The organism is Sphingopyxis sp. GW821-FHT02C12, assembly GCF_059421785.1.
Map to the genome: position 1 here is coordinate 1 of NZ_JBWKVQ010000001.1, position 26263 is coordinate 26263.

The following is a 26263-nucleotide window of genomic DNA, read 5'->3' on the forward strand; positions in this document are numbered from 1 at the left end:
TGCGCCTCGCGGCCGATGTCGAGCGCCTGCCAATGGACATTCTGGGCGCGGCGCAGGCTGAAGTGCAGCATGCCCGCGGCGACCGTCGCGTTGGTCAGCTTGTCGATGAGGATGAACCCGCCGAGCGTGCGGTTGTCGCCATAGGCTTCGAACACCAGCGGCTTGTCGGTCGCGACCTCGACGACGCCGATGCCGTTGAGCTCGAGCGTCTTGGCCGCGAGATGGTCGAGGGTGTTGACGTTGATCTCATATTTCGGCGCCTGCACCGTCGCCGACACAGTCTGCGTCGCGAGCTTGAGCCAGTAAGCGCGCCCCGCGATCATCGCCTCGTCGGCCATCCAGACGAGCGTCGCCTCGAACCGGTCGGCCACTTCGGGCGGCGCGTCGGCGGCCGCGATCACATCGCCGCGCGAACAGTCGACCTCGTCGGCGAGGCAGAGCGTCACCGACTGCCCCGCGACGGCCTCTTCGAGGTCGCCGTCGAGGGTGACGATGCGGCTGACGGTCGAGGTCTTGCCGCTCGGCAGCACCCGCACCGCATCGCCGGGCTTGATCGATCCGCCCGCGATGAGGCCGGAGAAGCCGCGGAAGTCGAGGTTCGGGCGGTTGACCCATTGCACCGGCATGCGGAACGGCGTCTCGACATCGCGCTGCGCGGCGACCTCGACGCTCTCGAGATGCTCGACCAGCGCCGGCCCCTTGTACCAGGGGGTGTTGTCCGACAGGGCGGTGATATTGTCGCCCTTGAACCCCGAGATCGGGATCGCGGTGAACTGGGTGATGCCGATCTCGGTCGCGAACGCCCGGTAGCTGAGCAGGATGCGCTCGAAGACGGCCTTGTCGTAGTCGACGAGGTCCATCTTGTTCACCGCGAGTATGATATGGCGGATGCCGATGAGGTGCGCGAGGAAGCTGTGGCGCCGCGTCTGGGTCAGCACGCCCTTGCGCGCGTCGATCAGGATGACCGCGAGGTCGGCGGTGCTCGCGCCGGTGACCATGTTGCGGGTATATTGCTCGTGCCCCGGGGTGTCGGCGACGATGAACTTGCGCTTCTCGGTGGTGAAGAAGCGGTAGGCGACGTCGATCGTGATCCCCTGCTCGCGCTCGGCGGCGAGGCCGTCGACGAGCAGCGCGAAGTCGATCTCGCCGCCCTGGGTGCCGACGCGCTTGCTGTCGGCTTCCAAGGCCGCCAGCTGATCCTCGAAGATCATCTTGCTGTCGTAGAGCAGCCGTCCGATCAGCGTCGACTTGCCGTCGTCGACCGAGCCGCAGGTGATGAAGCGCAGCAAAGACTTTTGCTGATGCTGCGCGAGATAGGCGTCGATATCCTCGGCGATGAGGGCGTCGGTGACGTAGACGGGGGCAGCGGGTGCCTCGGGGGGGCTGTCGGTCATCAGAAATACCCCTCCTGCTTCTTCTTCTCCATGCTGGCGTCGCCGCCGTCCTTGTCGATCGCCCGGCCCTGCCGTTCCGACGTCGTCGTCAGCAGCATCTCCTGGATCACTTCGCTCAAGGTCGCCGCCTCGCTCTCGACCGCGCCGGTGAGCGGATAGCAGCCCAGCGTACGGAAGCGGATCGAGCGGGTCACGGGAACCTCGCCGTCCTTGAGCGGGAAGCGGTCGTCGTCGACCATCAGCAGCAGCCCGTCGCGCTCCACCGTCGGGCGCGGCGCCGAGAAGTAGAGCGGCACGATCGGGATCGCCTCGCGGGCGATATATTGCCAGATATCGAGCTCGGTCCAGTTCGAGATCGGGAAGACGCGGATGCTCTCGCCCTTCGCCTTGCGGGCGTTGTAGAGGTTCCACAGCTCGGGCCGCTGCTTCTTCGGATCCCAGCCGTGGCTCGCGGTGCGGAACGAGAAGATGCGCTCCTTGGCGCGGCTCTTCTCCTCGTCGCGCCGCGCGCCACCGAAGGCGACGTCGAAGCCATGCAAATCGAGCGCCTGCTTCAGCCCTTCGGTCTTCCACATGTCGGTGTGCAGCGGGCCATGGTCGAACGGGTTGATCCCCCGCGCCTTCGCCTCGGGGTTTTGATAGACGAGCAGCTCCATGCCGCTCTCGGCCGCCATCCGGTCGCGCAGCTCATACATCGCCTGGAACTTCCACGTCGTATCGACGTGGAGCAGCGGGAACGGCGGCGGCGAGGGATAGAAAGCCTTGCGCGCCAGGTGCAGCATCACCGCGCTGTCCTTGCCCACCGAGTACAGCATCACCGGCGCCGCCGCATCCGCCAGCACCTCACGCATGATGTGAATCGCCTCCGACTCCAAGCGGTCGAGATGGGTCAGCGCATTGCGGGCTGCGGGCATGCGGGGGGATTGGAAATTTGCCGGTCTCATGACCCGCTCTTAGGAAGGCTGCGCGCCCGGCTCTTGACGATTCCTGCTAATTTGTAGAATCCTGCTAATTAATCGACTGACTAGATATCTTTCCATGCCCGACCGGGCGTGATAAGCTGTCGACGACCGCGCATCAAAGCACGGCATCGCGGGAGGCAAGGATGCTGGGAAGCTTCTTTAAGAGTGATCGCGCGATCTATGCGCGCCACCAGTCAGACCTGGTCGTCGAACGCTGTTCGTCGCAAAAGGGCTGGCGCGGGATGCATCTGGAGGTCGGCCACAATCGCGGCTGCGACGTCCGGTCGCTGATGCTGCAAGGCCATTTGATCGGCATGCAGATCACCGGGCAGCCGCTGGCGGTCGAAATCCACGAAAATGGCCGATGGGTTCCCGCCACCCTGCCCTCGCATCAATTGTTCATCCATCCCGCGGGTACCCCGCTCAATATCCGGCACGATCTGTGGACTCGCTGGGCCTTTGCGATCGTCGACCATCCGGCGCTGGGGGCGCGGCGGGGTTCCGACGACACCTCGGGCTGGTCGGACCATGACCAGATTTTGTCGCTGTTGTTCCAGGCGCTGATCGAGCAACTCTGCCACGAGCAACGCGATACCAGCGGCGATCGCGCACTGGCCCAGTCGCTGATCGACAGCTTCATCCTGGCGATGCACCAACGCGCGCCCGCGTCGCCCGCCGCATCGGCGCGCGGCGGCATCGCGCCCTATATGGTCGCCGATCTGCGCGTCTGGATCGAAGGCAATCTGGAGGCGAAGATCGGCGTCCAGGACATGGCCGACCGCCTCGGCTATTCCTGCGCCCATTTCGCGCGCGAGTTCAAGCGCGAGGTCGGCGTCACCCCGCACGGCTTCCTGCAGGACATCCGCCTGTCGACCGCGATGGACCTGGCGCGCCGCGGCGCGGCGCTGGTCGACATCGCACACCGCTGCGGCTTTGCCGATCAGGCGCATCTTTCCAACGCCTTCAAGAGCCGGTTCGGCTTTTCCCCGGCAAGCCTGCGCCAGCGCAGCAACTAGAAACCGGCGATCGGTGCCGGGGATGGATCGACGCCATCGGCAAGGCCTTCGACGAACGCTCGCGGCTGCGGCAGGACTGGGTTACAACGGTCCCAAATCACGAGTGGGAGCGACGCGATGAAAACCGCCTGGGTCTGGGTCGTGACGATGCTGGCCGCCTGTTCGTCGCCGGCCAGCGAGACGGAGACGCCAGAGGGAACGACCGGCGAAACCGCCGCCGCCGCGCCTGCCGCCACGGCCGCGCCCGCCAAAACCACCGCCGCGCTGACGCTGGCTCCCGACGGGCTGTCGATCGTCGAAACGCCGTCGGGCAAGGCCAGGCTGGTCCCCTTTGGCATCCCGCGTGCCAGTGCCGAACGGATGGTCGGCTCCGTTCAGGGCGAACAGCTGGGCAAGGGTTCGAGCGCCGAATGCGGCGCCGGAAAAATCGACTACACCAGCTACAGGGACGATCTCCAGCTGACCTTCCAGGAGAACAAGTTCGTCGGCTGGACGATCAACGGCGGCGAATCGCCGCTGCGCACCGCGAAGGGCATCGGCGTCGGCTCGACGCGCCAGCAACTCGACGCCGCGTACAAGGTCGACGTCGAGGATTCGTCGCTCGGGCTGTTGTTCAGCACCGGCGACCTCGTCGGCTTGCTCGACATCGATGGAATCGACGGGCTGGTCACCAGCATCTGGGCGGGGACGGTGTGCCTGATCGATTAAGGCGATGACGCGCCTATCGCTCCAGTTCGAGCAGATATTGTTTCGCCTCCATCCCGCCCGCAAAGCCGGTGAGTTTCCCCGTCGATCCGATCACGCGGTGGCATGGGGCGATGATCGAGATGGGGTTGCGGCCGTTGGCAGCGCCGACCGCGCGCGACGCGCCGGGCTTGCCAATCTGCGCCGCGACCTCGCCATAGCTGCGCGTCTCGCCGAACGGGATGGCGAGCAGCGCCACCCACACGCTTTTCTGGAAGGCGGTCCCGGCGAAGGAGAGCGGCACATCGAAACGCCGCCGGTCGCCGGCGAAATATTCGCCGAGCTGGCGTTCGGTCTCGACCAGCAGCGGATGATCCGGCGCCTCGGTCAGCGGACCGAGGCGGACGCGGCCCGGCCGGTCATTCTCCCACAGGATCGCGGCGAGGCCGTTGGCATCGGCGACGAGGGTCAGTTCGCCGACCGGCGACCAGATGGTTTTGAAAACATGCGTCATGCGGCCATTCCTTGAACTGTGACGCTCGGTCTATGGCGAGGATTGCGGCGAAGCGCGTCCCGTATCTTGCGCCCAATCGCCCCGCCGAATTTTCTAGCCTCTTTCACCGGCTGTGATAGCCCATGGACCGGGCGGGGGACAGGATATGGCGACAGCGAACAGCGACACGCGGCACAGCCCGGTCCGGCTGACGTGGATCGTCGTCCTGATCGCGCTATCGGTCCTGCTCAACTATGTCGACCGCGGCGCGATCGGCGTCGCGGCGCCGCTGATGAAGGAAGAGCTGAAACTCTCCGCCACGGGCTTCGGTTTTGCGGTTTCGGCCTTTTTCTGGGTCTATGCGCCGGCCTGCCTGTTCATCGGCTGGCTGTGCGACCGCTTCTGCGTTTATCGCGTCTTCGCGATCGGCGTCGCGATCTGGGCGATCAGCACCGCGCTGACCGGGTTCGTCGGCGGGCTCGCGTCGCTGATCCTGCTGCGGCTGTTCCTCGGGCTGGGCGAGAGCATCGCCTTTCCGGGCAGCAGCAAGATCTTCGCCGCCGAGGTTCCGGCCGAGCGCCGCGGCATCGCCAATGCCTCGGTCTCCGCGGCGCTCGCCTTCGGTCCGGCGGTGGGGGTGCTGTTCGGCGGCGCGATCCTCGGCGAATGGGGATGGCGACCGGTCTTCTGGATTTTCGGGCTGGGAACCTTGCTCTGGCTCATCCCCTGGCAGATCGCTTCGGCACCGCTGCGCGCGAAGCGCATCGCCGCCGCCGCCGGAGAGCGCGTCCCCCTGACGCGCCTGCTCGCCATCGCGGCGCTGTGGAAAATGGGGGCGGTGCATTTCCTCTCCAACTATGGCTTCTACTTCCTCCTCGCCTGGTTGCCGCTCTATCTCGTCAACACCGAGGGCTATTCGATTCCCGAGATGACCGCACTGACGACGCTGGGCTTCACGACGCAGGGCGTCGTCGCGCTGGGCGCGGGATGGCTGTCGGACCGCATGGTCGCGCGCGGCGCCGAAGAGGGCGAACTGCGCCGCAAGCTGATGATCGCGGGCCATTTGTCGACCGCCGCCGCGATCGCGGGGATCGGCGCCAGCGACAATGTTTTCGCCCTCGCCGCCTGGCTGGCGCTCGCCGGGGTCGGGACCGGGCTGATCGCGACCAACCTGTTCGCGATCGGCCAGATCTTCGCCGGCCCCCGCGCCGCGGGAAGCTGGATCGGCGTACAAAATGCGCTGGGCAATGTGTCGGGTATCGTCGGACCGATCGTCACCGGACTGATCATCGACTATCTTGGCGGCTATGGCTGGGCCTTTGCGTCGGCCGCCGCGCTGGGCGCGCTGGGTGCCGTGCTATGGTGGAAACTCATTCCCGAAATTCGCGCCGCCGATCTGTGATTCATCGGCTGGCCAATCGCCGCGTGCATTATTAGAGCGCGAACATCCCCTTTGCTTCGGAGCGCGCCATGACCCCCACCGCCACCATCTTGCTGCTCGGCTCGGGCGAACTCGGGCGTGAATTCGTGATTTCGGCGAAGCGCCTCGGATGCCGCGTCATCGCCTGCGACAGCTATGCCGGCGCGCCCGCGATGCAGGTCGCGGATAGCTTCGAAGTCTTTTCGATGCTCGACGGCGACGCGCTGCGCGCGACGATCGAAAAGCATCGCCCCGACCATATCGTCCCCGAGGTCGAGGCGATCCGCACCGAAATCCTTGCCGAGGTCGAAGCCGAAGGGTTCCATGTCGTCCCCAGCGCGCGCGCCGCGCAGCTGACGATGAACCGCGACGCGATCCGCGATCTTGCCGCGAGCGAGTTGAAGCTCACCACCTCGACCTTCGAATATGCGACCACCCGCGAGGAACTTGCCGCCGCCGCGAACCGCATCGGCTTCCCGCTCGTCGTCAAGCCGGTGATGTCGTCGTCGGGCAAGGGCCAAAGCACCGTCAAGACGGCCGCCGACATCGATGCCGCCTGGGACTATGCCGCCGCGGGCATGCGCGGCGACCGGCTGCGGGTGATCGCAGAAGCCTTCATCGACTTCGATTACGAGATCACGCTGTTGACGGTGCGCCACAAGGATGGCGTGACCTTCTGCCCGCCGATCGGCCACCGCCAGGAACGCGGCGACTATCGCGAAAGCTGGCAGCCTGCGGCGATGTCGACCGCCGCGTTGCAATCGGCGCAGGACATGGCGACCAAGGTCGTCGATGCGCTCGGCGGCCACGGCATTTTCGGGGTCGAGTTTTTCGTCAAGGGCGACGCGGTGATCTTCTCCGAACTCTCGCCCCGCCCGCACGACACCGGCATGGTGACGCTGATCTCGCAGCAGCTGACGCAATTCGACCTCCACGCGCGCGCCATTCTCGGCCTGCCGATCCCCGTCATCGCCGTGCCCGATGCCAGCGCCAGCGCGGTATTGCTGGCCGATCGCGACGCGAGCGATTTCGCGATCACCGGCCTCGCCGAAGCACTGGCCCAGCCCGACGCCGAAACGTCGGTCGACGCCCGCATCTTCGGCAAGCCCGTCACCCGCCCCTGGCGCCGCATGGGCGTTGCGCTCGCAAAGGTCGCGAGCGGCACGACCGACGATGCGCGCGATGCCGCGGTCGCGGCGGCGGCAAAGCTGCATATCGACTATAAATAGCCCCGCCATTGCGAGCGCGGCGAAGCAATGACGAAGGATTGTATCGAATCCTCCGCGCGCTAAGCTGCGCCATGGCAAAGCGCCCTGTCCCGCTCCTTCGCTGGCTCGCAATCGTCGCGCTGCTGTTCCTCGTCATCGGCCTGCCGCTGATCTTTCGCGACCAGTTCATGGCGGCAAGCGACGCCGTCCTTGCCGCAGCCGACGAGCGTCCGATCGCCGCCGCCGCCTTCATCATCGCCGCGCTTACCCTCGACCTGTTCCTGCCAGTGCCCAACGGCGTCACCAACACGCTCGCGGGGGCGGCCTTCGGGTTCCCGGTCGGGACGCTCGTCATCTGGCTCGGGCTGATGGGGGCGAGCCTCGCCGGCTATGCCGTCGGCCGCTGGGCCGCGCGCCCGCTCGCGAAACGCTGGCTCGGCGCCGACGATGTCGAAAAGGCCCATGCCCTCGCCGAACGCGCAGGGCCGATCGCGCTGATCCTCTCGCGACCGGTCCCGGTCCTGGCCGAGGTGATGGCGATCGCCGCAGGCGTATCCGCCATGGCCTTCGCGCGCTTCGCGCTCGTCATGGCGCTCGCCAACCTCGGCGTCGCGATGCTGTTCGCGGCGATCGGGGCCGCAGCGATCGAGCAGGCCTCGACAGAACTGCTGATGCTTGGTGCCGTGGGCCTTCCCCTGCTCTTCTGGCTGAGCTGGCAAGGCATCGAGCGCTGGCGCACCCGGCGATGCGCGCGACCGGGAAGAAAGCAGGAACATCGCCCTAGGCCGCCCCGCCGGCCGCTGCTACATCCGCGCCATGTCGGAAAAGAATCATCTCTATCTGGTCGATGGCTCCAGCTACATCTTCCGCGCCTATCACCGCCTGCCGCCGCTGACGAACCCGCAAGGGACGCCGGTCGGCGCGGTCTATGGCTATACGACGATGTTGTGGAAGCTGGCGAAGGACCTGCACGACGCCGACGGGCCGACGCATCTGGCGGTGATCCTCGACCACTCGAGCAAGTCGTTCCGTAACGACATCTACGACCAGTATAAGGCGAACCGGCCCGAGCCGCCCGAGGACCTGCGCCCGCAATTTCCGCTGATCCGCGACGCGACGCGCGCCTTCTCGCTGCCGTGCATCGAGCTTGAGGGTTTCGAAGCCGACGATTTGATCGCGAGCTATACCGAGGCGGCGGTCGCCGCTGGCTGGGACGTTACCATCGTCTCCTCCGACAAGGATCTGATGCAGCTCATCCGCGAGCCGGCGGGCGACGCGCCGCAGGTCGACATGCTCGACACGATGAAGAATGTCCGCCTCGGCCTCGACGCGGTGAACGAGAAATTCGGCGTCACCCCCGACCTCGTCGGCGACGTGCTCGCGCTGATGGGCGACGCGGTCGACAATGTCCCCGGCGTGCGCGGGGTCGGGCCGAAGACCGCGACCAAGCTGATCGTCGAATATGGCGACCTCGAAAAGGCGCTCGCGGGTGCCGAGACGATGAAGCCGTCGAAACTGCGCGACAATCTGATCGAGCATGCCGATATGGCGCGGCTGTCGCGTATCCTCGTCGAGCTGAAGCGCGACACCCCGATGCCCGACACGCTCGACCAGCTCAAGCTCGGCGCGATCCCGCCCGAACCCTTGAAGCTCTTCCTCGACGAACATGGTTTCCGCTCGCTGTCGGCGAAGCTCGATCTCGGCGCGACCCCCGGCGGCCCGCCGACGCTGCCGCGCACCGGCGCGGCCCCCGCGCCGGTTCCCGCTGGCGCACCCTCGACCCCGACCCTGCCCCCGATGCCGGCGATCGACCGCTCGCTTTACGAGACGGTGACGACGATCGAGGCGCTCGACCGCTGGATCGCAATGGCCAAAGCGGCGCATGTCGTCGCGGTCGACACCGAAACCGCGAGCCTCGACAGCGTCACGGGCACCCTTGTCGGGGTCAGCCTGTCGACCGGTGCCGGCAAAGCCTGCTACATCCCGCTCGGCCATGGCGGCACCGACATGTTCGCCGAAAAGCCCGACCAGATTCCCCTGGGCGAAGCGCTCGATCGCCTGCGCCCGCTGTTCGCCGACGATGCGGTGCTCAAGGTCGGGCATAACCTGAAATATGACATCGGTGTGCTCGCGCAGCACGACATCGTGATCGCGCCCTATGACGACACGCTGGTGATGAGCTTCGCGCTCGACGCGGGCAAGCATCAGCATGGGCTCGACGAGCTGGCGAAGCTCCACCTCGATCACATCTGCCTCACCTTCAAGGAGATGTGCGGGACCGGCAAGTCGCAGATCAGCTTTGCCGAGGTCCAGCTCGACCGCGCGACCGAATATGCCGCCGAAGACGCCGAGGTCGCATGGCGCCTGTGGAAGCTGCTCAAGCTCCGCCTGCCGCTCGAAGGCGGCACCCGCGTATACGAAATGGTCGACCGCCCGCTCGCCGCGATCGTCGAGGCGATGGAACGCGCCGGGATCATGGTCAATCGCGACTATCTGGCGAAGCTGTCGGGCGAGTTCGCGACCGAGATGCTGCGCATCGAGGGCGAAATCCACACCCTCGCGGGCCAGCCCTTCGCCATCGGCAGCCCCAAGCAGCTCGGCGAAATATTGTTCGACAAGCTCGGCCTCAAGGGCGGACGCAAGGGCAAGTCGGGCGACTGGTCGACCGACCAGAACGAGCTCGAACGGCTCGAACGCGACGGCGTGCCGATCGCGCGCAAAATCCTCGAATGGCGCCAGCTCGCCAAGCTGAAGTCGACCTATACCGACGCCTTGCAGCAGCAGATCAATCCGAAGACGGGCCGCGTCCACACCAGTTACAGCCTCGTCGGCGCGCAAACCGGACGGCTGTCGTCGACCGATCCGAACCTTCAGAACATTCCGATCCGCACCGAGACCGGGCGCCAGATCCGCGATGCCTTCATCGCCGCGCCGGGTCATGTCCTGATCGCGGCCGACTATAGCCAGATCGAACTGCGCCTCGCCGCGCATATGGCCGATGTGCCCGAACTGAAGGAAGCCTTTGCGCAGGGGCAGGACATCCACGCCGCGACCGCGATCGAGCTGTTCGGCGAAAGCAACCGCGACACGCGCGGCAAGGCCAAGACGGTCAATTTCTCGATCCTCTACGGCATTTCGCGCTGGGGTCTCGCCGGCCGGCTTGAGGTCACGCCGGACGAGGCGCAAGCGCTGATCGCGCGCTATTTCGAGCGTTTCCCGGGGATCAGCGATTATATCACCGACACGCTGGAGAGCGTCCGCGCCAAGGGCTATACCGAGACGCTGTTCGGGCGAAAGACCTGGTTCCCGCGGATCAAGGCGGCAAGCCAGAACGAGCGCGCGGGCAGCGAGCGCGCCGCGATCAACGCGCCGATCCAGGGCACCAGCGCCGACCTGATCAAGCGCGCGATGGCGCGCATGCCCGCCGCGCTCGCCGAGGCCGGCCTGTCCGACGTAAAAATGCTCCTACAGGTCCATGACGAACTCGTCTTCGAAGCGCCCGAGGACAAGGCCGCCGCGGCGGGCGACGTCATCCGCAGCGTGATGATGGGCGCCGCCGAACCGGCGCTGACGCTTTCGGTCCCGCTGGAGGTCGAAATCGGCACCGGCAAGAGCTGGGGCGAAGCGCATTGACGATGCTCGCGCTGGCGGCTGCGTTGCTGCTTCAGGATGGTGCGGCGGTGGTGGTCCCGCCGCCGGTTGTGGAAACCGCACCGCAGCCCGCCGCCATCCCCGCGATCGCCGATGAGGATATGCGCCTGTTCGCCGCGCTCAACGGCCGCAAGGTCGCGGGGCGCCCCGTCGGGGGACCTTATCCGACCGCCGACAAGATCCTGCTGCTCAACCGCGACCGCAATGGCCATCCCGACATCGGCGGCAGCCTCGCGATGCCGGTGCGCCAGTCGCTGCCCGCGCCGCCCGCCGGGACGATCGCGGTCGTCCGGCTGCACCAGCGCTCCGAAACCGTCGTGCCCGGCCCGACCGCCGACGATCTCGCCTTCGTCGCGGCGAACAGGATTCCGCTGTTCGTGATCGGCGAATGGGCGCGCCCCGCGCCGATGTGGGAGGTCGCCTGGCAGGGCGACGCGGTGCGCTACCGCGTGATCGGCGACGTCGGCGAAATCGGTCCCTGGCAGGATTGACGCCTCAGGGCTGCGGCCCGAAGCGGTTGGGACCCGGCGTTCCGGCCCGCAGCAGTTCGATCACCAGCACGAGCATCGCGAGGCCGGCAACGATCGCCGCCCAGCTCACCCCGGACGCCTCGGGCTGCATCCTGGCGATCAGCCCGAAAATGTCGCCCGGCTGCTGCGGGCCGCTTTGCGCGGCCAGTTCCGCTGACAGTTTCGGCATCATGCCCAGGATATGCTCGGTACGACGCGCCTGATCGATGCCCGTCACCACCGCCGCAAGCGGCAGGATCAACGCGAACAGCCCGCTGCGCCCCCGGTCGTGCAGGCGACGCGCGGTCGCCGTCAACAACAGCAGCGTGGCCACCGCATGCATCGCCACCATGATGTAGATCGACGCGATCATGCCCTCGAACATCTCGGTCATCATCTTCAGATTGGCCGCCTTGGCATCATAATCGGGCTGCATCGCGCCCTGCAGGTCGATCGACGGAAAGGTGAGCACGACCTGCGCGATCATCTGGACCGCGACCAGCGGCGCGAGGACGATGGCGAAATAGATCCAGAACTGGACCCGGTCGTCGCGCCCGCGGGGATCGATCGTCCCCGCCACCCCGCGCCGCACGATCCTCCCGATTGAAATATCGGCCATTTGTCTCCCCCTTCGGCTTTCCGGATAGCTGTTCGGCGACGGCGCGCCAAGCATATGCCGCGTCCATCCGCCCCGCCGCGAAGCCGGGCTGCGTGGTCGCGCCCTTTCCCCCCTGCGAAATTGCGCCTATGACGCCCGCGTGACGTCTGGCTGACACAGATGTGACAGCCCCCGACGAAAGGCCGACATGAGCAGCATTCCCCCGCAGGCGGCGACCCCTCCGGTCCGCATCCAGCAGAATATCCTCGCGCGCGGCGAACGCCGCCTGCTCAACTGGATCTGCCCGCGCCTTCCCGGCTGGGTCACCCCCGACCAGCTGACGACCTTGGGCTTCCTCGGCGCGGTGATGGTCGCGATGGGTTATATGCTGAGCTGGCTCGGCCCGGCGTGGCTCTCGCTCTCGGTGGCCGGCTATGTCGTCCACTGGTTCGGGGATTCGCTCGACGGCAGCCTCGCACGCTGGCGCCGGATCGAGCGCCCCTCTTATGGCTATTTCGTCGATCACAGCGTCGACGGCCTTGCCATTTTCCTGATGGTCGGCAGCATCGGGCTCAGCCCCTATATGCGCTTCGACGTCGCGCTGATCGCGGTGATCGGATATCTGCTGCTGGCGATCCACAGCTTCCTCGCCGCCAAGGTCGTCGGCGAATTCCGCCTCTCCTACATGGCGGGCGGCCCGACCGAATTGCGGCTGATGCTGATCGCGATGACCGGGTTGATGCCGATCGTCGGCGGCGCCGATGTCTGGCACACCAATTTCTCGCCCTTCGATCTTTTCGGGCTCACCATCTCCAGCATCCTCGTCACCCTGTTCGTGACGCAAAGCTTCGCCACCGCACGCCAGCTCGCTCACCGCCGCGACTGAACCCGCCTGCCTTTTCGCTTGACTGTATTGTCATAATAATACAGCTAGCCGAAAAGAGGAGGGCGACATGAATCTCTGGAAAACCGCCTTGGCCGCCGCATGGATCGCGGCGCTGCCGTTCACGGCCGCCGCCGCCGATCCTGCCGCATCCGCGCCCGAGCCGATCGAAATCCTGCCGATCGCCTTTTCCGCCGAGGGCCTGTCGGGTCCCGGCGGCGATCGGCTGCGCGCCGAACTCGCCGACGTCCAGTTCATCGCGCTCGGCGAGGATCATGGCTTTGCGGGATCGCCCGAACTCGGCATGGCGCTGGCGCATGACGTCGCCGCGCCGCCCGGCGCGGCGCCGCTCTATCACGCGGTCGAGGTCGGCCCGGTCACCACCCGCTGGGCCGGGCAGACGCTGCGCGACGGCGGACCCGACGCACTCGGCAAATCGCTCGCCGGACGGCCCTTTGCTATGCCCTTCCTGTCGAACGTCGAGGATGCGAAACTCGCCGCGCCCTTCGCCGCCAGCGACCGACTGTGGGGCATCGACCAGGAATTCGTCGGATCGCCCACGATCCTGCTCGATCTGCTCGCCGAGCGCGCGAAGGACAAGGCGACGACGGAATTGCTCGCAGGGTGGCGCGACAAGGAGAAGACCGCGCTCGGCGCCGGCCGGTTCGACGCGATCATGCTCCAGACGACCACCCCCGCTGGTTTCGCCGACCTCAGGTCGCGCTTCGCCGGCGATGTCGAGGCGCTCGCGATCGTCGACGCGCTCGCGAAAAGCGCCGCGATCTACCAGCTCAACGACAGCGGACGCTATCTGGAGAATAACGAGGTCCGCGCCGCCTTGATGCGCGGCTATTTCCTGCGCGCCTGGCGCGGCGCGGCGCCGAACGCACCGACGGTGCTGTTCAAGATGGGCGCCTATCATATGGGACGCGGCACGACGCCGACATCGATCTATGATATCGGATCGCTGCTGCCCGGCCTCGCCGCCGCGAATGGCAAGACGTCGCTTCACATCGCCTATGTGCCGCTGGCGGGGATGGTCCGCACCGTCAAGCCGTCGCCCACCGCCTTCACCGCCGTCGCGCCCTACGAGGACGAGGCGATCGGCCCGATCCTCGACGCCGCAGGCATCGCCCGCGACAGCCTGCCCGCGACGGGCCATGTCCTGATCCCGCTCGCGCCGCTGCGCCACAAACTGCAAGGCAAGGCGCTGCGCGAATTGCCGAGCTTTTCGCGGTTCATGCTGCTCGGTTACGACTATCTGGTCACGACGCGCGACGCGAAACCCGCGACGCATTTCGAGGCGCGCTAGGTGCGCGCGCGCGCCTGACGATAGATCCCGAGCAGCCGCAGCGTCTTGGTCTGGAAATCGAGCTCTTCGAGCGCGCGGTCGATGCGTTCCTCGCCCGGCGCCCCGACGATGTCGGCGTAAAAGGTCGTCGCGGTGAAGCTGCCACCGACCTGATAGCTTTCGAGCTTGGTCATGTTGACGCCGTTGGTCGCGAAGCCGCCGAGCGCCTTGTAGAGCGCGGCGGGAATGTTGCGGACCTCGAAGATGAAGGTCGTCATCAGCGGCACGTCCTGCGGCAGTTCGGTCAGCGGTTCGCGCGCCAGCACGACGAAACGCGTCATATTATGGTCGGCGTCCTCGATCCCGGTCTCGTGCAGCTTGAGCCCGTAGAGGTCGGCAGCGTGCGGCGGCGCCAGCGCGGCGAGCCCGACCTCGTCGCTGTCGGCGACCCACGCCGCGGCGCCCGCGGTGTCGCTGTGCGCGACCGGGTCGATGCCGTTGCCGCGCAGCCATTTGCGGCACTGCCCCAGCGCCTGTTCATGGCTCATCGCGCGCGTCACCGGGCCGAGGTCGCGACTCATCAGACCGTATCGGATGCGCAGGAAATGCTCGCCGACGATCGACAGGCCGGATTCGGGAAGAAGGAAATGGATGTCGGCGACGCGGCCGTGCAGACTGTTTTCGATCGGGATGATCGCGCGGTCGACGCGCCCGTCGCGCACCGCCTCGATCGCGTCCTCGAACGAATAGCAGGGCAAGGGAAGCGAATTCGGGTCATATTCGCGCGCCGCGAGGTCGCTGTTGGCGCCCGGCGCGCCCTGAAACGCAAGGCCACGCGCCGGTTCGGCCAGTGCCGCCGCCTTCATTTCGTCGACCAATGCCTGCGCCGATGCCGAATAACTGCCCATATGTGCCTTCCCGCGTGGAGGCCGCGCGCATAGCGGCGCGGGCCTTTTCGCGCAACCGGCGTGAAGAGCCTTTCATCCCCTTGCGCCGCCGTGCGCGCACCAGTAAGGGAGCGTCCAAATCAGATATGAGCGTCCATGGGCGGGCGCCAGCGAACGGGGCTGCAAAGCATGGACAATCGCAACAATACCATCGCCGGCTGGGTGCTCTTTGCGGGCATTTGCGCGCTTGGTCTGACCATCGGGTCGGGCATGGTGTTCGCCGACCATCATCCTGAAAAGGAAGGCTATCCGATCGAGGACGCCGAAGGCGGTGCCGGCGGCGGCGAATCGGCCGTCCCGCTTCCCAACCTGCTCGCCGCGGCGGATGTCGCGAAGGGCGAGGCGGTGTTCGCGAAATGCGCCGCATGCCACACAATCAACGCAGGCGGCGCCAACGGCGTCGGCCCGAACCTCCATGCGGTGGTGGGCGACGAAATCGGCCACGGCCGGGGCGGCTTCGCTTTCTCCGACGCGCTCAAGAGCCACGGCGGCACCTGGACCTTCGAGAATATGGACCATTGGCTCGCCAGCCCGCGCAAGTTCGCGAGCGGCACCAAAATGTCGTTCGCCGGCCTGTCGAGCGCCGAAGATCGCGCGAACCTGATCGTCTATCTGAACGCCCAGGGTTCGAACGTCCCGCTGCCCGCCGCCGAAGCCGCTCCGGCAGCTGACGCCGCTGCGGCCCCGGCCGAAGGCGCGGCGGCACCCGCCGCCGACAAGGGCGCCGCTGCACCGGCGGCCGGCGCCGCTCCCGCTCCGGCCGAAGCCAAGAAGTAATGCGTCTCGGGCCCGTCGTGCTGGCGGGCGCGCTCGTGCTTGCGGGCGCGCTGGCGGGTTGCGGGAAAGGCGACAAGCCTGCCGCCGAAACCCCGGACGCGCCGTCCGGGGCCCCCGAAGCGACGGTCGAACCCACCGCCGCGATGGGCGAACAGATCTTCAAGCGCTGCGTCGCGTGCCACACGATCGACAAGGGCGGCAACAACGCCATCGGACCCAATCTGCACGGCGTCGTCGGCCGCGCGGTCGCCTCGCACGCCGGGTTCAGCTATTCGTCCGCGATGAAGGCGAAAGGCGGCATCTGGGACGACGCGGCGCTCGATCTTTATCTCAAACAGCCGATGATGGCGGTGCCCGGAACGCGCATGGCGTTCGCGGGCATTCCCGACGATGCCGATCGCAAGGCGCTGATCCTGTATCTGGACGCGCAGTCGAAATAGCCCCTCCCCGTCGCGTCGCGACAGGGAGAATAATCGGCCTACTCCGCCGCCACCTTTGCATAGAAATCCTGGATGATCGCCCACGCCTCGTCGGCGGTCTCGACGAAGTGGAACAGCGACAGGTCGCGCGCGCTGATCACGCCTTCCTCGACCAGGGCGTCGAAATTGACGACGCGGGTCCAGAATTCCTGGCTGAACAGGACGATCGGGATCGGCTTGATCTTGCCGGTCTGGATCAGCGTCAACAGCTCGAACGTCTCGTCGAACGTCCCGAAACCGCCCGGAAACACGCACACCGCGCGCGCGCGGAGCAGGAAGTGCATCTTGCGCAGCGCAAAATAGTGGAACTGGAAACTCAGCCCCGGGGTGACGTAGCGGTTCGGTGCCTGCTCGTGCGGCAGCACGATGTTGAGCCCGACCGATTCCTTGCCCTCGTCGTCGGCGCCGCGATTCGCCGCCTCCATGATCGACGGCCCGCCGCCCGAGCAGACGACGAAGTTGCGGCAGCCATTCTTGTCGGGCGGCACCTGGCTGGCGATGCGTGCCAGTTTGCGCGCTTCCTCATAATATTTCGCCTTGGCGGCAAGCCGCTCGGCGATCCGCTTTTCCTCGGGCGTCCGCGCCGCGTCGAGCACCGCCTGGGCATTGTCGGGCGACGGGATGCGCGCCGACCCATAGATGACGAGCATCGATTCGATTTTCGCCGCGTCGAGCATCAGTTCGGGTTTCAGCAGTTCGAGCTGAAAACGTACCGGACGCAAATCCTCGCGCAGCAGGAATTCGGTGTCCTGGAACGCCAGCCGATAGGCGGGGTCCTGGGTCTGGGGAGTCGATACCGCCTGCTTGGCGAACTGCGCGTCGTCCTTGGCCTTGTGGAAACGCGAACGATGGGGCTGTTTGTCTTCTGTCATGGGCGGACGGCTAGCCGTTTCCGCCGCGAAAGCCAAGTGCGCGGCGCCCTAGCGGCAGTATCCGGCGCCGCTCATATCCATGTGGAAATGGTTATAGTGGGCGGCGTTGTAATCCGGGCTGAGCACCGTGCCAAAGCGCCGGCACGCCGATTTGTGCAACGCGCGGAGGAAGTCCTGCGATGGTTTGTCGCCCGTCCACCCGCCGTCGAGCATGATCCGCCGCCCGTCGGCGAGCACGAAGCCCGACACGTCGACCGCGTTCGAATAGGCATGCTGCGACAGCCGGCCCGAACGGCCGCCGTAGATGTTGCGGCAGCTGTAGGTGCCGAAGGTCTCGATCTTGACGACCTCCTGCCCGAAATATTTCCGCGCCGCGGGCTTCACCGCATATTGCGCCCACGCCGCGAAGTTGCGCGCCAAGGGACAGGTCATCGCACCGAGGTTCGTCGTCGGGGTACCGATGTCGAGCAGCTTGACCGCGTCGATCGAACTGCACCCGCCGCCATGATCCTGATTGGGCAGCGGGGTGAACTTCACCCCCGCCTGCTTCAGGTCGACCGCGCATTGCCGCGCCTCGGGGCTGTTGAACGACGGTGCCGAGGTCATCTGCGGGCGTTTGGGCGTGTCCGTCGACGGGCGCTGCGTATCGCTGCGCTTCATCACGTCGGGGCTGCCGAAACAGGCCGAAAGCGACAGGGCCGCGATCGTCGCCATCAGGATATGGGGCCGGAGAAGCGGGAGTTTCGCCATGGCGTCAATTTACCGACACCATGGTTAACAAGTCTTAAAGCACGGCATCGGCTCGTCGATAATTTCGCCCGGGCGGCGCAATTTGTTTGACAGTTACGCGGCGCTCCCTAAACGCGGCGCCGGGCCACGCGGTCCCAACGCCGCGCGAGCTCTCTGCAAGGAGAGACTAACATGACTGAAGTGCCGACACCCGAATTGCGCCCTGCGCGCCCGTTTTTCTCTTCCGGACCCTGCGCCAAGCCGCCGGTCTGGTCCCCCGAAAAGCTCAACACCGAATCGCTGGGCCGCTCGCATCGCGCCAAGATCGGCAAGACGCGTCTGCAGCTTTGCATCGACCTGATGCGCGAGATGCTGCAGCTCCCCGACACCCACCGCATCGGCATCGTTCCGGGCTCCGACACCGGCGCCTTTGAAATGGCGATGTGGACGATGCTCGGCGCCCGCCCTGTGACGACGCTCGCCTGGGAAAGCTTTGGCGAAGGCTGGGTCACCGATGCTGCGAAGCAGCTCAAGCTCGACCCCACCGTCATCCGCGCCGATTACGGCCAGCTTCCCGACCTGACGCAGGTCGACTGGTCGAACGACGTGCTGTTCACCTGGAACGGCACCACCAGCGGCGTCCGCGTCCCCGATGGCGACTGGATCCCGGCCGACCGCGAAGGGCTGAGCTTCGCCGACGCAACCTCGGCGGTGTTCGCCTACGACCTGCCGTGGGACAAGATCGACGTCGCGACCTTCAGCTGGCAGAAAGTGCTCGGCGGCGAAGGCGGCCATGGCGTGCTGATCCTCGGCCCGCGCGCGGTCGAACGCCTCGAGAATTGCACGCCGGCCTGGCCGCTGCCGAAGGTCTTCCGCCTCGTCAGCAAGGGCGCGCTCGCCGAGGGCGTGTTCAAGGGCGAGACGATCAACACCCCGTCGATGCTCGCGGTCGAAGACGCGATCTTCGCGCTCGAATGGGCGAAATCGCTCGGCGGTCTCGACGGGCTGAAGGCGCGCAGCGATGCGAACGCCGCGGCGCTCGACAAGATCGTCGAAGACCGCGAGTGGCTGAGCCACCTCGCCGCCGATCCCGCCAGCCGGTCGAAGACCTCGGTCTGTTTGTCGGTCGCCGGCGCCGACGAGGGCTTCATCAAGAAGTTCGCGGGGCTGCTCGACGCCGAAGGCGCGGCCTATGACATCGCGGGCTATCGCGACGCGCCGCCGGGGCTTCGCATCTGGTGCGGCGCGACCGTCGACACCGCCGATATCGAAGCGCTCGGGCCGTGGCTCGACTGGGCCTACGCCAGCCTTTCGGCCTGACCTTTGTGTTCCCCGGCGCAAGCCGGGGCCCATTTCCCCATTCCGCTACAGGTCCCGGCTTTCGCCGGGATACGGAGACAGACAATGACCGCTCCCAAAGTTCTCATTTCCGACAAAATGGACCCCAAAGCCGCCGCGATCTTCAAGGAACGCGGCATCGACGTCGATGTCATCACCGGCAAGACCAAGGACGAGCTGATCGCGATGATCGGCGATTATGATGGTCTCGCGATCCGCTCGGCCACCAAGGTCACCGCCGACGTCCTCGCCGCCGCAACGAACCTGAAGGTCGTCGGCCGCGCCGGCATCGGCGTCGACAATGTCGACATTCCCGAGGCGTCGAAGAAAGGCGTCATCGTGATGAACACGCCGTTTGGCAACAGCATCACCACCGCCGAACATGCGATCGCGATGATGTTCGCCCTCGCGCGCCAGATTCCCGAAGCCAACGCGGGGACCCAAGCGGGCAAATGGCCGAAGAACGACTTCATGGGTGTCGAGCTGACCTCGAAGACGCTCGGCCTGATCGGCTGCGGCAATATCGGCAGCATTGTCGCCGAGCGCGCGCTGGGGTTGCGCATGAAGGTCGTCGCTTTCGACCCCTTCCTGACCCCCGAGCGCGCGATCGAACTCGGCGTCGAAAAGGCCGATCTCGACACCTTACTCGCCAAGGCCGATTTCATCACGCTGCACACCCCGCTGACCGACCAGACGCGCAACATATTGTCGGCCGAGAATATCGCCAAGGCGAAGAAGGGCGTGCGGATCATCAACTGCGCGCGCGGCGGGTTGATCGATGAGGCGGCGCTCAAGGACGCGCTCGACAGCGGCCATGTCGCGGGCGCCGCGCTCGACGTGTTCCAGACCGAACCGCCGGCGGCCGATCACCCGCTGTTCGGCGCACCGAACTTCATCTGCACCCCGCACCTCGGCGCGTCGACCGACGAGGCGCAGGTCAATGTCGCCATTCAGGTGGCCGAGCAGCTGTCGGATTACCTGCTCACCGGCGGCATCACCAACGCGCTCAACGTGCCGAGCCTCTCGGCCGAGGAAGCGCCGAAGCTGCGCCCCTATATGAGCCTCGCCGAAAAGCTCGGCAGCCTCGTCGGCCAGCTCGCGCACGACAATCTCACGACGATCTCGGTCGAGGTCGAGGGTGCGGCAGCCGAACTCAACCTCAAGCCGATCACCGCCGCGGTGCTCACCGGCCTGATGCGCCGCTATTCGGACAGCGTGAACATGGTCAACGCGCCGCATCTCGCTCGCGAACGCGGGCTCGATGTGCGCGAAGTGCGTCATGATCGCGACGGCGACTATCACACGCTCGTCCGCGTCACGGTGGCGACGAGCGACGGCGACCGCTCGGTTGCCGGCACCTTGTTCAGCAACGGCGACCCGCGCCTGGTCGAAATGTTCGGCATCAAGGTCGAGGCCGATCTCGACGGCCACATGCTCTACATCGTCAACGAGGATGCGCCCGGCTTCATCGGCCGCATCGGCACCGCACTCGGCGAAGCCGGGCTCAACATCGGCACCTTCCACCTCGGCCGCCGCGCCGCCGGGGGCGAAGCGGTGCTGCTGCTCAGCCTCGACTCGCCGATGCCCGAACCCCTGCTGTGGCAGCTGTGCCAGCTGCCCGGCGTGAAGACGGTGAAGGGTTTGAAGTTCTAGGACTTCCTGCCCTGCCAGTCCGCGTCGGGTGGACCGGGATGCCCAATCAGGCTCTCTCTCCTCCACGGTGTTTCGGCACCACCCGACGCGGACGAATCGCACCGGATCGTTGACTCCGGTCGCGACCAGCCTAAGGCCGCTCCGATGCCCAAAGCCCCCGCCCTGCTGCCCGAAGGCCTGCGCGACCGCCTGCCGCAACAGGCCGAGGCGGCGTCGCGCGTCACCCGCGCGCTCGTCGATGCGATGCGCGCGCACGGCTATGGCCGCGTCGCGCCCCCGCTCGCCGAGTTCCGCGAGACGCTCGGCGGCGACGACGAGCGCGCATCGCGCGACCTGCTCCGCTTCACCGATCCGGTATCGCAGCGCACCCTCGCGCTACGCCCCGACATCACCCGCCAGGTCGGGCGCATCGCCACCTCTTTGCTCGCGAGCGCTCCGCGGCCGCTGCGCCTTTGCTACGCCGGGCAGGTCGTCAAGCTGCGCGCCAGCCAGCTTCGCCCGGCGCGCGAAATGCTGCAGGTCGGCGCCGAGCTGATCGGCAGCGACAGCGTCGCCGCGGCGCGCGAGATCGTCACCGTCGCGATCGACGCACTCAACGCTGCGGGCATCGGCCCCGTCACCATCGACTTCACCCTGCCCGACGTCGTCGACCTGCTCGCCGCCTCGCTGCCGGTCGCGGCCAGCCGCGATGCCTTGCGCGATGAACTCGACGCCAAGGATGCCGGCGCGCTCGTCCGCATCGGTGCTTCGGCCTATCTGCCTCTGCTCCGAGCCACCGGTCCTTTCGACCAGGCGATCGCCGACCTGCGCGCCTTCGACAGTGCCGGGGTGCTTGCCAGCCGCATCGACGCGCTGGAAGAAATCGCCGCACCGATCCGCGACCGCGTGTCGCTGACCCTCGACCCGACCGAGCGTCACGGTTTCGCCTATCAAAGCTGGTTCGGTTTCCAGATCTTCGTCCCCGGCCAGGGCGACGCGATCGGCCGCGGCGGCGGCTATGCGATCCCGGTCGGCGAGGATCATGAAGAATCGGCGGTCGGCTTCTCGCTCTATCCCGATCCGCTGATCGACGACGGCCTCGGCGCCGAGGACGACGCCGAACGCCGCATCTTCCTGCCGCTGGGGCACGATCCCGCGCTCGCCGCGAGCCTGCGCGCCGACGACTGGCAGACGGTGGCGGCGCTGTCCGAAGCCGATGATGCACGCGCGCTCGGGTGCGGGTACCGGCTCAGCGCCGATGGTCCGGTCGCGGCCTGACCTTCACGCTCCCCGGCGAAAGCCGGGGCCGATTGATCGGTTGCGCACAGCATCTGGGCCCCGGCCTTCGCCGGGGAACATCAATTAGAAATCGGCCTTGCCGAAGCGCGGCACACCCTGATTGACCCCCGGCGGGTCCAGCACCGTCACATCGAGTTCGACCGGCTCCCCGATCCAGTGCGCGAGCGTCGTATGATCGGCCAGGTCGTCGTCGGTCAGCGGATGCACAAGCGCGCGCAACCCCGTCGCCTCGATCGCAGCAACCACCGCTGGCACCGTGCTGCCAAGGAAATGCACCTCATATTGCGCGATCGGATGCGGCCCCACCCCGCCCTCGGTCATCGACCCGACGAACAGGATCGCCGGATCGCGCCCGAAATCGTCACGCAGCGCTGCAGCCGCAGGACGTTCGGCGGCGTCATAATAGATATGCGCGTGATAGGGGGCGGCGGGGTCGGTCATAGGGGCATCGCTTTCCGGGTCACGTCACCCCGGACTTGATCCGGGGCCTGCCTGCCTTGAACGAGAAGGCTGGCCGCGGGTCAAGCCCGGGTTCTTCCCCAGCCTGACGGTCATTTCGAACGCTTCGGCCAGCGTGACGCCGATGCCGCGCAACGATCGTCGCGAGCGGATGTTGTCGAAATACCGAAAATGAATCGAGGGTGGGTCGCCCTCGTCGTCGGAGAGAGAAAATGAAAAAGCTTCTGAAAATTTTCGCAATCGGCAGCTCGATCTTGGTCCTGTCTGCTTGCAACACGGTGCAAGGCGCAGGGAAGGATGTCGAATCGGTCGGCGACTGTGCCGATGGCGTGAAGGGCAATTGCTAGACAGCGGCGTTAGACGCTATCGCGCAAACACCCGCTTCAACCATGCGTCGACCGCCGTCGTCGGCGCGTAACTCGGGTCGCCCAGTCGCCGGTTGATCTCGGCATGGCCCTGCAATCCCTCGCCGCGAAAGCTGCCATGCTCGACCTTGCTCCCGCCCGCCTCGAGCGCGGCGCCTAGCGCTTTGGCTTGGCGCACCCCGTCGGGCCGCTGGACGTAGAGCAGCAGGAAGGCCGGGGCGTTGGGCACCGCAGCGTTGAGCGTCGGCGATAGCTTCGCCTGCCGCGCCGGATCGCTCCCGAACGCCTGCTTATAGGTCGCCTGCATGATCGGCGGTCCGTCCTTCATCTGCGCCGGCACGTCATAGGCCGCGCCGTCGATCGGGATCACCCCCGCGATATCGGCGAAAGAAAGGCCGACGCTCTTCAGATATTGCTCATCGGTGCCGACCAGCGCCACCAGATGCGCGCCCGCGCTATGCCCCGTCAGCACGATGCGCCGCCGGTCGATCCCCAGTCGGTCGGCATCGCGGATCAAGCCCTTCACCGCCATCGCGACATCCTCGGCCTGCTGTTCGACCGGCGAGTCCGGAACCAGCCGGTAATCGATCGACGCAAAGGCATAGCCCTCACCCGGATAATGGTCGGCCTTGAAGCGCCCCGTCGCGTTGTCCTTGCTGCCGCGCTTCCACCCGCCACCATGGACAAAGACGACCAGCGGCGCCGGCCCCTTCACATTTTTCGCACGCCAGACGTCGAGCGACTGGAGCGGATCGCGGCCATAGAAGATCGTCTCGCTGCCCGGCGCCTTCGGCCCCTCGTCGGCACCCATTCGCTGCGCGATCCGGTCGCGCAGCCGCTCGCGCGCCTCCGCAAAGGGGCCCGGGACGATCAGACTTGCCGCGACGAACGCCGCGAGCGCCGCGCCTGTGATCAACCGCTGTTTTCGCATCGCCTGCAATCTCCGCTTTCCCTGGCGCCAGCATATCTAGCCCGCAAATGTCGCAAATCCGTCCCACCAAGCTTGCCTCTGCGGCCAAATCCGCTAAGGCCGCGCCGGGCCGGCGCTGGTCGTTTCGAGGCCCCAGTTCAGCAGGACAGCATCATGGCAAATGTCACCGTCATCGGGTCGCAATGGGGCGACGAGGGCAAGGGCAAGATCGTCGACTGGCTCGCCAGCCGCGCCGACGCCGTGGTCCGGTTCCAGGGTGGGCACAACGCCGGCCATACGCTCGTCGTCGGCGAGCAGGTCTACAAGCTCTCCTTGCTCCCGTCGGGCATCGTCACCGGCACGCTGTCGATCATCGGCAATGGCGTCGTCCTCGACCCCTGGGCGCTGCGCGACGAGATCACCAAGCTGCGCGGCCAGGGCGTCGCGATCAATCCCGAGAATTTCGCGATCGCCGACAATTGCGCGCTGATCCTGCCCTTCCACCGCGACCTCGACGCGCTGCGCGAGACCGCCGCGGGCGCGGGCAAGATCGGCACCACCGGGCGCGGCATCGGCCCCGCCTATGAGGACAAGGTCGGCCGCCGTGCGATCCGCGTCTGCGACCTCGCGCACCTCGACAAGCTCGATCCGCAGCTCGACCGCCTGACCGCGCACCATGACGCGCTGCGCGCCGGTTTCGGCGAGCCGCCGATCGACCGCGATCGCCTCATCGCCGACCTCACGGAAATCGCCGACTATGTGCTCGAATATGCGCAGCCGGTCTGGAAGCGCCTGAAGAAGGTCCGCAAGGCCGGCGCGCGCATCCTGTTCGAGGGCGCGCAGGGCGTGCTGCTCGACGTCGATCATGGCACCTATCCCTTCGTCACCAGCTCGAACACCGTCAGCGGCACCGCGGCGTCGGGCTCGGGCCTCGGCCCCTCGTCGGTCGGCTTCGTCCTCGGCATCGCCAAGGCCTATACGACGCGCGTCGGCAGCGGCCCCTTCCCGACCGAACTCGAAGATGCGACCGGCCAGAAGCTCGGCGAGCGCGGGCATGAATTCGGCACCGTGACCGGACGCAAGCGCCGTTGCGGCTGGTTCGACGCCGTGCTCGTACGGCAGAGCTGCGCCGTCTCGGGCGTCACCGGTATCGCGCTCACTAAGTTGGACGTGCTCGACGGCTTCGACACCATCCGCATCTGCACCGGCTATCGGCTGCGCGGCAAGATCCTCGACTATTTCCCCGCCCATTCGGCCGACCAGGCCGAGGTCGAGCCGATATACGAGGAAATGGACGGCTGGCACGAAACGACCGCGGGCGCGCGCAGCTATGCCGACCTGCCCGCGCAGGCGATCAAATATGTCCAGCGCGTCCAGGAACTGATCGAAACCCCGATCGCATTGGTATCGACCAGCCCCGAACGCGAAGACACGATCCTGATCCGCGATCCGTTCAGCGACTGATCACCGCAGCCGCAACGTCGCGGATCGCTGCGACGAAGCCGTCGGGGTCATTCTCCTGAATGAAATGTCCACCGTGCAGCGCGCGATGCGCCATGCCGTGTGCGCCCGGCACGCGTTCGGTGAACAGCGCGTCGCCGCCGCGCGTGATCGGGTCGCCGTTGGCGAAGCAGCAGAGGAAGGGCTTGTCGAAGCGCTCGAGCGCCGCCCATGCGCGTTTCTGGTCGGGTACGGCGACATTGTCACCGAGCGGCACGAAGGACGGAAAGATGCGCGCCGCGACCTTTGACGCGCGGGTCGGAAAGGGCGCGTCATAGGCGGCGATTTCTTCGGGCGTCAGCTGCCGTTTCGCTCCGGCATTGACGATCCGCCCGACCGGAAACACCGGACTGTAACGCGAGAAAGCGCGCCAGATGGCGAAGGCGCGCGGCGCCGGCTGGCCCTCGGGCAGGCCACCGTTGGACAGCGCGACCCCAGCGAAGCGCTCGGGCATCTCCGCCACCAGCCGCAACCCGATCAGCGAACCCCAGTCCTGGCAGGCGAGGATCATGTTCTTGAGGTCGAGCCCCTCGATCCACTGGCGCATCCACGCGACCTGCTGTGCATAGCTGTAGGCACCGGCATCCAGCGGCTTGTCCGACCGACCGAAACCGATCAGGTCGGGTGCCAACACGCGAAAGCCCGCGTCGACCGCCGGCCCGATCATCTTGCGATAGAGATAGGCCCAGGTCGGTTCGCCGTGCAGCATCAGCACGGGCTGCGCATCCGCTGCCCCCTCGTCGACATGATGCACGCGCAACCCGCCGTCTATCTCCAAATATTTCGGCGCATAGGGCCAGTCGGGTAGAGCGGCGAAGCGCGCGTCCGGCGTGCGATATATGGTCAT

The 26263-nt window shown here is 66.7% G+C and carries 25 protein-coding genes and 1 pseudogene; 16 read left to right on the forward strand and 10 right to left on the reverse strand.

Going from position 1 to position 26263, the window contains the following annotated elements:
• The coding region (cysN, locus tag AC07U1_RS00005) for a sulfate adenylyltransferase subunit CysN (protein WP_495178482.1) at positions 1–1394 on the reverse strand (1394 nt) is incomplete at its 3' end.
• Positions 1394–2308: a sulfate adenylyltransferase subunit CysD gene (cysD, locus tag AC07U1_RS00010; protein ID WP_495178483.1), complete on the reverse strand. Its 915-nt coding sequence runs from the start codon at positions 2306–2308 to the stop codon at positions 1394–1396. The genes cysD and cysN, both read right to left, overlap by 1 nt.
• Before the next feature lie 191 nt (positions 2309–2499).
• Here cysD and AC07U1_RS00015 point away from each other — a divergent pair, with 191 nt between their 5' ends.
• Both AC07U1_RS00015 and AC07U1_RS00020 read left to right on the forward strand, forming a co-directional pair.
• Positions 2500–3372, forward strand: a complete 873-nt coding sequence (locus AC07U1_RS00015; protein WP_495178484.1) for a helix-turn-helix transcriptional regulator — start codon at positions 2500–2502, stop codon at positions 3370–3372.
• 117 nt (positions 3373–3489) lie between these two features.
• Positions 3490–4080, forward strand: a complete 591-nt coding sequence (locus tag AC07U1_RS00020) for a hypothetical protein (protein ID WP_495178485.1) — start codon at positions 3490–3492, stop codon at positions 4078–4080.
• 13 nt (positions 4081–4093) lie between these two features.
• On the opposite strand, the gene AC07U1_RS00025 is transcribed toward AC07U1_RS00020, so the two are convergent.
• A complete protein-coding gene (locus tag AC07U1_RS00025; protein ID WP_495178486.1) occupies positions 4094–4570 on the reverse strand; it encodes a methylated-DNA--[protein]-cysteine S-methyltransferase in 477 nt (158 codons plus the stop codon).
• 145 nt (positions 4571–4715) lie between these two features.
• On the opposite strand from AC07U1_RS00025, the gene AC07U1_RS00030 reads away from it, so the two are divergent.
• The 5 genes and pseudogenes from AC07U1_RS00030 (at position 4716) to AC07U1_RS00050 (ending at position 11319) form a co-directional block, all read left to right on the forward strand.
• Positions 4716–5951 carry an MFS transporter gene (locus AC07U1_RS00030; protein ID WP_495178487.1) on the forward strand — a complete coding sequence of 412 codons (1236 nt, stop codon included), beginning with the start codon at positions 4716–4718 and terminating at the stop codon, positions 5949–5951.
• 68 nt (positions 5952–6019) lie between these two features.
• Positions 6020–7198, forward strand: coding sequence for a formate-dependent phosphoribosylglycinamide formyltransferase (gene purT / locus AC07U1_RS00035; protein ID WP_495178488.1), 1179 nt, complete (start codon positions 6020–6022; stop codon positions 7196–7198).
• Between the two features lie 167 nt (positions 7199–7365).
• Positions 7366–7803 (forward strand): annotated as a pseudogene (locus AC07U1_RS00040) (VTT domain-containing protein); the annotation flags it as partial.
• A 190-nt stretch (positions 7804–7993) separates the two neighbouring features.
• Positions 7994–10810 (forward strand): DNA polymerase I, encoded by a 2817-nt coding sequence (gene polA, locus AC07U1_RS00045; RefSeq protein WP_495178489.1) that lies wholly within the window; start codon positions 7994–7996, stop codon positions 10808–10810.
• Positions 10811–10812: 2 nt separating this feature from the next.
• Positions 10813–11319, forward strand: a complete 507-nt coding sequence (locus tag AC07U1_RS00050; RefSeq protein WP_495178886.1) for a hypothetical protein — start codon at positions 10813–10815, stop codon at positions 11317–11319.
• A 4-nt stretch (positions 11320–11323) separates the two neighbouring features.
• On the opposite strand, the gene AC07U1_RS00055 is transcribed toward AC07U1_RS00050, so the two are convergent.
• Positions 11324–11956, reverse strand: a complete 633-nt coding sequence (locus tag AC07U1_RS00055; protein WP_495178490.1) for a DUF805 domain-containing protein — start codon at positions 11954–11956, stop codon at positions 11324–11326.
• Positions 11957–12143: 187 nt separating this feature from the next.
• On the opposite strand from AC07U1_RS00055, the gene AC07U1_RS00060 reads away from it, so the two are divergent.
• Together AC07U1_RS00060 and AC07U1_RS00065 are read left to right on the forward strand one after the other, a co-directional pair.
• Entirely contained in the window at positions 12144–12821 is a 678-nt protein-coding gene (locus tag AC07U1_RS00060) for a CDP-alcohol phosphatidyltransferase family protein (protein ID WP_056342988.1), read from the forward strand.
• Between the two features lie 67 nt (positions 12822–12888).
• On the forward strand, positions 12889–14130 hold the full coding sequence (locus AC07U1_RS00065; protein ID WP_495178491.1) for a hypothetical protein: 1242 nt from the start codon (positions 12889–12891) through the stop codon (positions 14128–14130).
• Here the strand turns inward: AC07U1_RS00065 and AC07U1_RS00070 are convergent.
• Positions 14127–15017 (reverse strand): prephenate dehydratase, encoded by an 891-nt coding sequence (locus tag AC07U1_RS00070; protein WP_056342993.1) that lies wholly within the window; start codon positions 15015–15017, stop codon positions 14127–14129. The two genes, AC07U1_RS00065 and AC07U1_RS00070, sit on opposite strands and share 4 nt — an antisense overlap.
• Positions 15018–15185: 168 nt before the next feature.
• On the opposite strand from AC07U1_RS00070, the gene AC07U1_RS00075 reads away from it, so the two are divergent.
• Together AC07U1_RS00075 and AC07U1_RS00080 are read left to right on the forward strand one after the other, a co-directional pair.
• Positions 15186–15833: a c-type cytochrome gene (locus AC07U1_RS00075; protein ID WP_495178492.1), complete on the forward strand. Its 648-nt coding sequence runs from the start codon at positions 15186–15188 to the stop codon at positions 15831–15833.
• The gene (locus AC07U1_RS00080) at positions 15833–16273 is read left to right on the forward strand and encodes a c-type cytochrome (RefSeq protein ID WP_495178493.1); all 441 of its coding nucleotides are present in this window, start codon (positions 15833–15835) and stop codon (positions 16271–16273) included. The genes AC07U1_RS00075 and AC07U1_RS00080 overlap by 1 nt, the downstream gene beginning before the upstream one ends.
• Positions 16274–16311: 38 nt before the next feature.
• Here AC07U1_RS00080 and AC07U1_RS00085 read toward each other — a convergent pair whose 3' ends face one another.
• Together AC07U1_RS00085 and AC07U1_RS00090 are read right to left on the reverse strand one after the other, a co-directional pair.
• Positions 16312–17184 (reverse strand): LOG family protein, encoded by an 873-nt coding sequence (locus tag AC07U1_RS00085; protein ID WP_187141593.1) that lies wholly within the window; start codon positions 17182–17184, stop codon positions 16312–16314.
• Between the two features lie 48 nt (positions 17185–17232).
• Positions 17233–17898, reverse strand: a complete 666-nt coding sequence (locus AC07U1_RS00090) for an extensin family protein (protein ID WP_495197609.1) — start codon at positions 17896–17898, stop codon at positions 17233–17235.
• Positions 17899–18105: 207 nt separating this feature from the next.
• On the opposite strand from AC07U1_RS00090, the gene AC07U1_RS00095 reads away from it, so the two are divergent.
• From AC07U1_RS00095 to AC07U1_RS00105, 3 genes are all read left to right on the forward strand, one after another.
• Entirely contained in the window at positions 18106–19233 is a 1128-nt protein-coding gene (locus AC07U1_RS00095) for a phosphoserine transaminase (protein ID WP_495178495.1), read from the forward strand.
• An 84-nt stretch (positions 19234–19317) separates the two neighbouring features.
• On the forward strand, positions 19318–20904 hold the full coding sequence (gene serA, locus AC07U1_RS00100) for a phosphoglycerate dehydrogenase (RefSeq protein ID WP_056343009.1): 1587 nt from the start codon (positions 19318–19320) through the stop codon (positions 20902–20904).
• A gap of 144 nt (positions 20905–21048) precedes the next feature.
• The gene (locus tag AC07U1_RS00105; RefSeq protein ID WP_495178496.1) at positions 21049–22161 is read left to right on the forward strand and encodes an ATP phosphoribosyltransferase regulatory subunit; all 1113 of its coding nucleotides are present in this window, start codon (positions 21049–21051) and stop codon (positions 22159–22161) included.
• Between the two features lie 84 nt (positions 22162–22245).
• Here AC07U1_RS00105 and AC07U1_RS00110 read toward each other — a convergent pair whose 3' ends face one another.
• Entirely contained in the window at positions 22246–22623 is a 378-nt protein-coding gene (locus AC07U1_RS00110) for a DOPA 4,5-dioxygenase family protein (RefSeq protein WP_495178497.1), read from the reverse strand.
• A gap of 230 nt (positions 22624–22853) precedes the next feature.
• Here AC07U1_RS00110 and AC07U1_RS00115 point away from each other — a divergent pair, with 230 nt between their 5' ends.
• On the forward strand, positions 22854–22988 hold the full coding sequence (locus tag AC07U1_RS00115) for an entericidin A/B family lipoprotein (RefSeq protein WP_156878310.1): 135 nt from the start codon (positions 22854–22856) through the stop codon (positions 22986–22988).
• 16 nt (positions 22989–23004) lie between these two features.
• Here AC07U1_RS00115 and AC07U1_RS00120 read toward each other — a convergent pair whose 3' ends face one another.
• Entirely contained in the window at positions 23005–23937 is a 933-nt protein-coding gene (locus AC07U1_RS00120) for an alpha/beta hydrolase (protein WP_495178887.1), read from the reverse strand.
• A gap of 153 nt (positions 23938–24090) precedes the next feature.
• Here AC07U1_RS00120 and AC07U1_RS00125 point away from each other — a divergent pair, with 153 nt between their 5' ends.
• Positions 24091–25380 (forward strand): adenylosuccinate synthase, encoded by a 1290-nt coding sequence (locus AC07U1_RS00125; RefSeq protein ID WP_056343019.1) that lies wholly within the window; start codon positions 24091–24093, stop codon positions 25378–25380.
• Here the strand turns inward: AC07U1_RS00125 and AC07U1_RS00130 are convergent.
• A complete protein-coding gene (locus AC07U1_RS00130; protein ID WP_495178499.1) occupies positions 25370–26263 on the reverse strand; it encodes a haloalkane dehalogenase in 894 nt (297 codons plus the stop codon). The two genes, AC07U1_RS00125 and AC07U1_RS00130, sit on opposite strands and share 11 nt — an antisense overlap.

Coding starts and splice junctions, on each gene's coding strand:
- AC07U1_RS00050 (WP_495178886.1), top strand. CDS start 10,813: ATGCTCGCGCTGGCGGCTGCGTTGCTGCTTCAGGATGGTGCGGCGGTG.
- AC07U1_RS00090 (WP_495197609.1), bottom strand. CDS start 17,898: ATGGCGACGATCGCGGCCCTGTCGCTTTCGGCCTGTTTCGGCAGCCCC.
- AC07U1_RS00095 (WP_495178495.1), top strand. CDS start 18,106: ATGACTGAAGTGCCGACACCCGAATTGCGCCCTGCGCGCCCGTTTTTC.
- AC07U1_RS00025 (WP_495178486.1), bottom strand. CDS start 4,570: ATGACGCATGTTTTCAAAACCATCTGGTCGCCGGTCGGCGAACTGACC.
- serA (WP_056343009.1), top strand. CDS start 19,318: ATGACCGCTCCCAAAGTTCTCATTTCCGACAAAATGGACCCCAAAGCC.
- AC07U1_RS00075 (WP_495178492.1), top strand. CDS start 15,186: ATGGACAATCGCAACAATACCATCGCCGGCTGGGTGCTCTTTGCGGGC.
- cysD (WP_495178483.1), bottom strand. CDS start 2,308: ATGCCCGCAGCCCGCAATGCGCTGACCCATCTCGACCGCTTGGAGTCG.
- AC07U1_RS00080 (WP_495178493.1), top strand. CDS start 15,833: ATGCGTCTCGGGCCCGTCGTGCTGGCGGGCGCGCTCGTGCTTGCGGGC.
- AC07U1_RS00105 (WP_495178496.1), top strand. CDS start 21,049: ATGCCCAAAGCCCCCGCCCTGCTGCCCGAAGGCCTGCGCGACCGCCTG.
- AC07U1_RS00130 (WP_495178499.1), bottom strand. CDS start 26,263: ATGACCATATATCGCACGCCGGACGCGCGCTTCGCCGCTCTACCCGAC.
- AC07U1_RS00020 (WP_495178485.1), top strand. CDS start 3,490: ATGAAAACCGCCTGGGTCTGGGTCGTGACGATGCTGGCCGCCTGTTCG.
- AC07U1_RS00125 (WP_056343019.1), top strand. CDS start 24,091: ATGGCAAATGTCACCGTCATCGGGTCGCAATGGGGCGACGAGGGCAAG.
- AC07U1_RS00110 (WP_495178497.1), bottom strand. CDS start 22,623: ATGACCGACCCCGCCGCCCCCTATCACGCGCATATCTATTATGACGCC.
- AC07U1_RS00060 (WP_056342988.1), top strand. CDS start 12,144: ATGAGCAGCATTCCCCCGCAGGCGGCGACCCCTCCGGTCCGCATCCAG.
- AC07U1_RS00030 (WP_495178487.1), top strand. CDS start 4,716: ATGGCGACAGCGAACAGCGACACGCGGCACAGCCCGGTCCGGCTGACG.
- AC07U1_RS00070 (WP_056342993.1), bottom strand. CDS start 15,017: ATGGGCAGTTATTCGGCATCGGCGCAGGCATTGGTCGACGAAATGAAG.
- AC07U1_RS00085 (WP_187141593.1), bottom strand. CDS start 17,184: ATGACAGAAGACAAACAGCCCCATCGTTCGCGTTTCCACAAGGCCAAG.
- purT (WP_495178488.1), top strand. CDS start 6,020: ATGACCCCCACCGCCACCATCTTGCTGCTCGGCTCGGGCGAACTCGGG.
- AC07U1_RS00120 (WP_495178887.1), bottom strand. CDS start 23,937: ATGCGAAAACAGCGGTTGATCACAGGCGCGGCGCTCGCGGCGTTCGTC.
- AC07U1_RS00065 (WP_495178491.1), top strand. CDS start 12,889: ATGAATCTCTGGAAAACCGCCTTGGCCGCCGCATGGATCGCGGCGCTG.
- polA (WP_495178489.1), top strand. CDS start 7,994: ATGTCGGAAAAGAATCATCTCTATCTGGTCGATGGCTCCAGCTACATC.
- AC07U1_RS00055 (WP_495178490.1), bottom strand. CDS start 11,956: ATGGCCGATATTTCAATCGGGAGGATCGTGCGGCGCGGGGTGGCGGGG.
- AC07U1_RS00115 (WP_156878310.1), top strand. CDS start 22,854: ATGAAAAAGCTTCTGAAAATTTTCGCAATCGGCAGCTCGATCTTGGTC.
- AC07U1_RS00015 (WP_495178484.1), top strand. CDS start 2,500: ATGCTGGGAAGCTTCTTTAAGAGTGATCGCGCGATCTATGCGCGCCAC.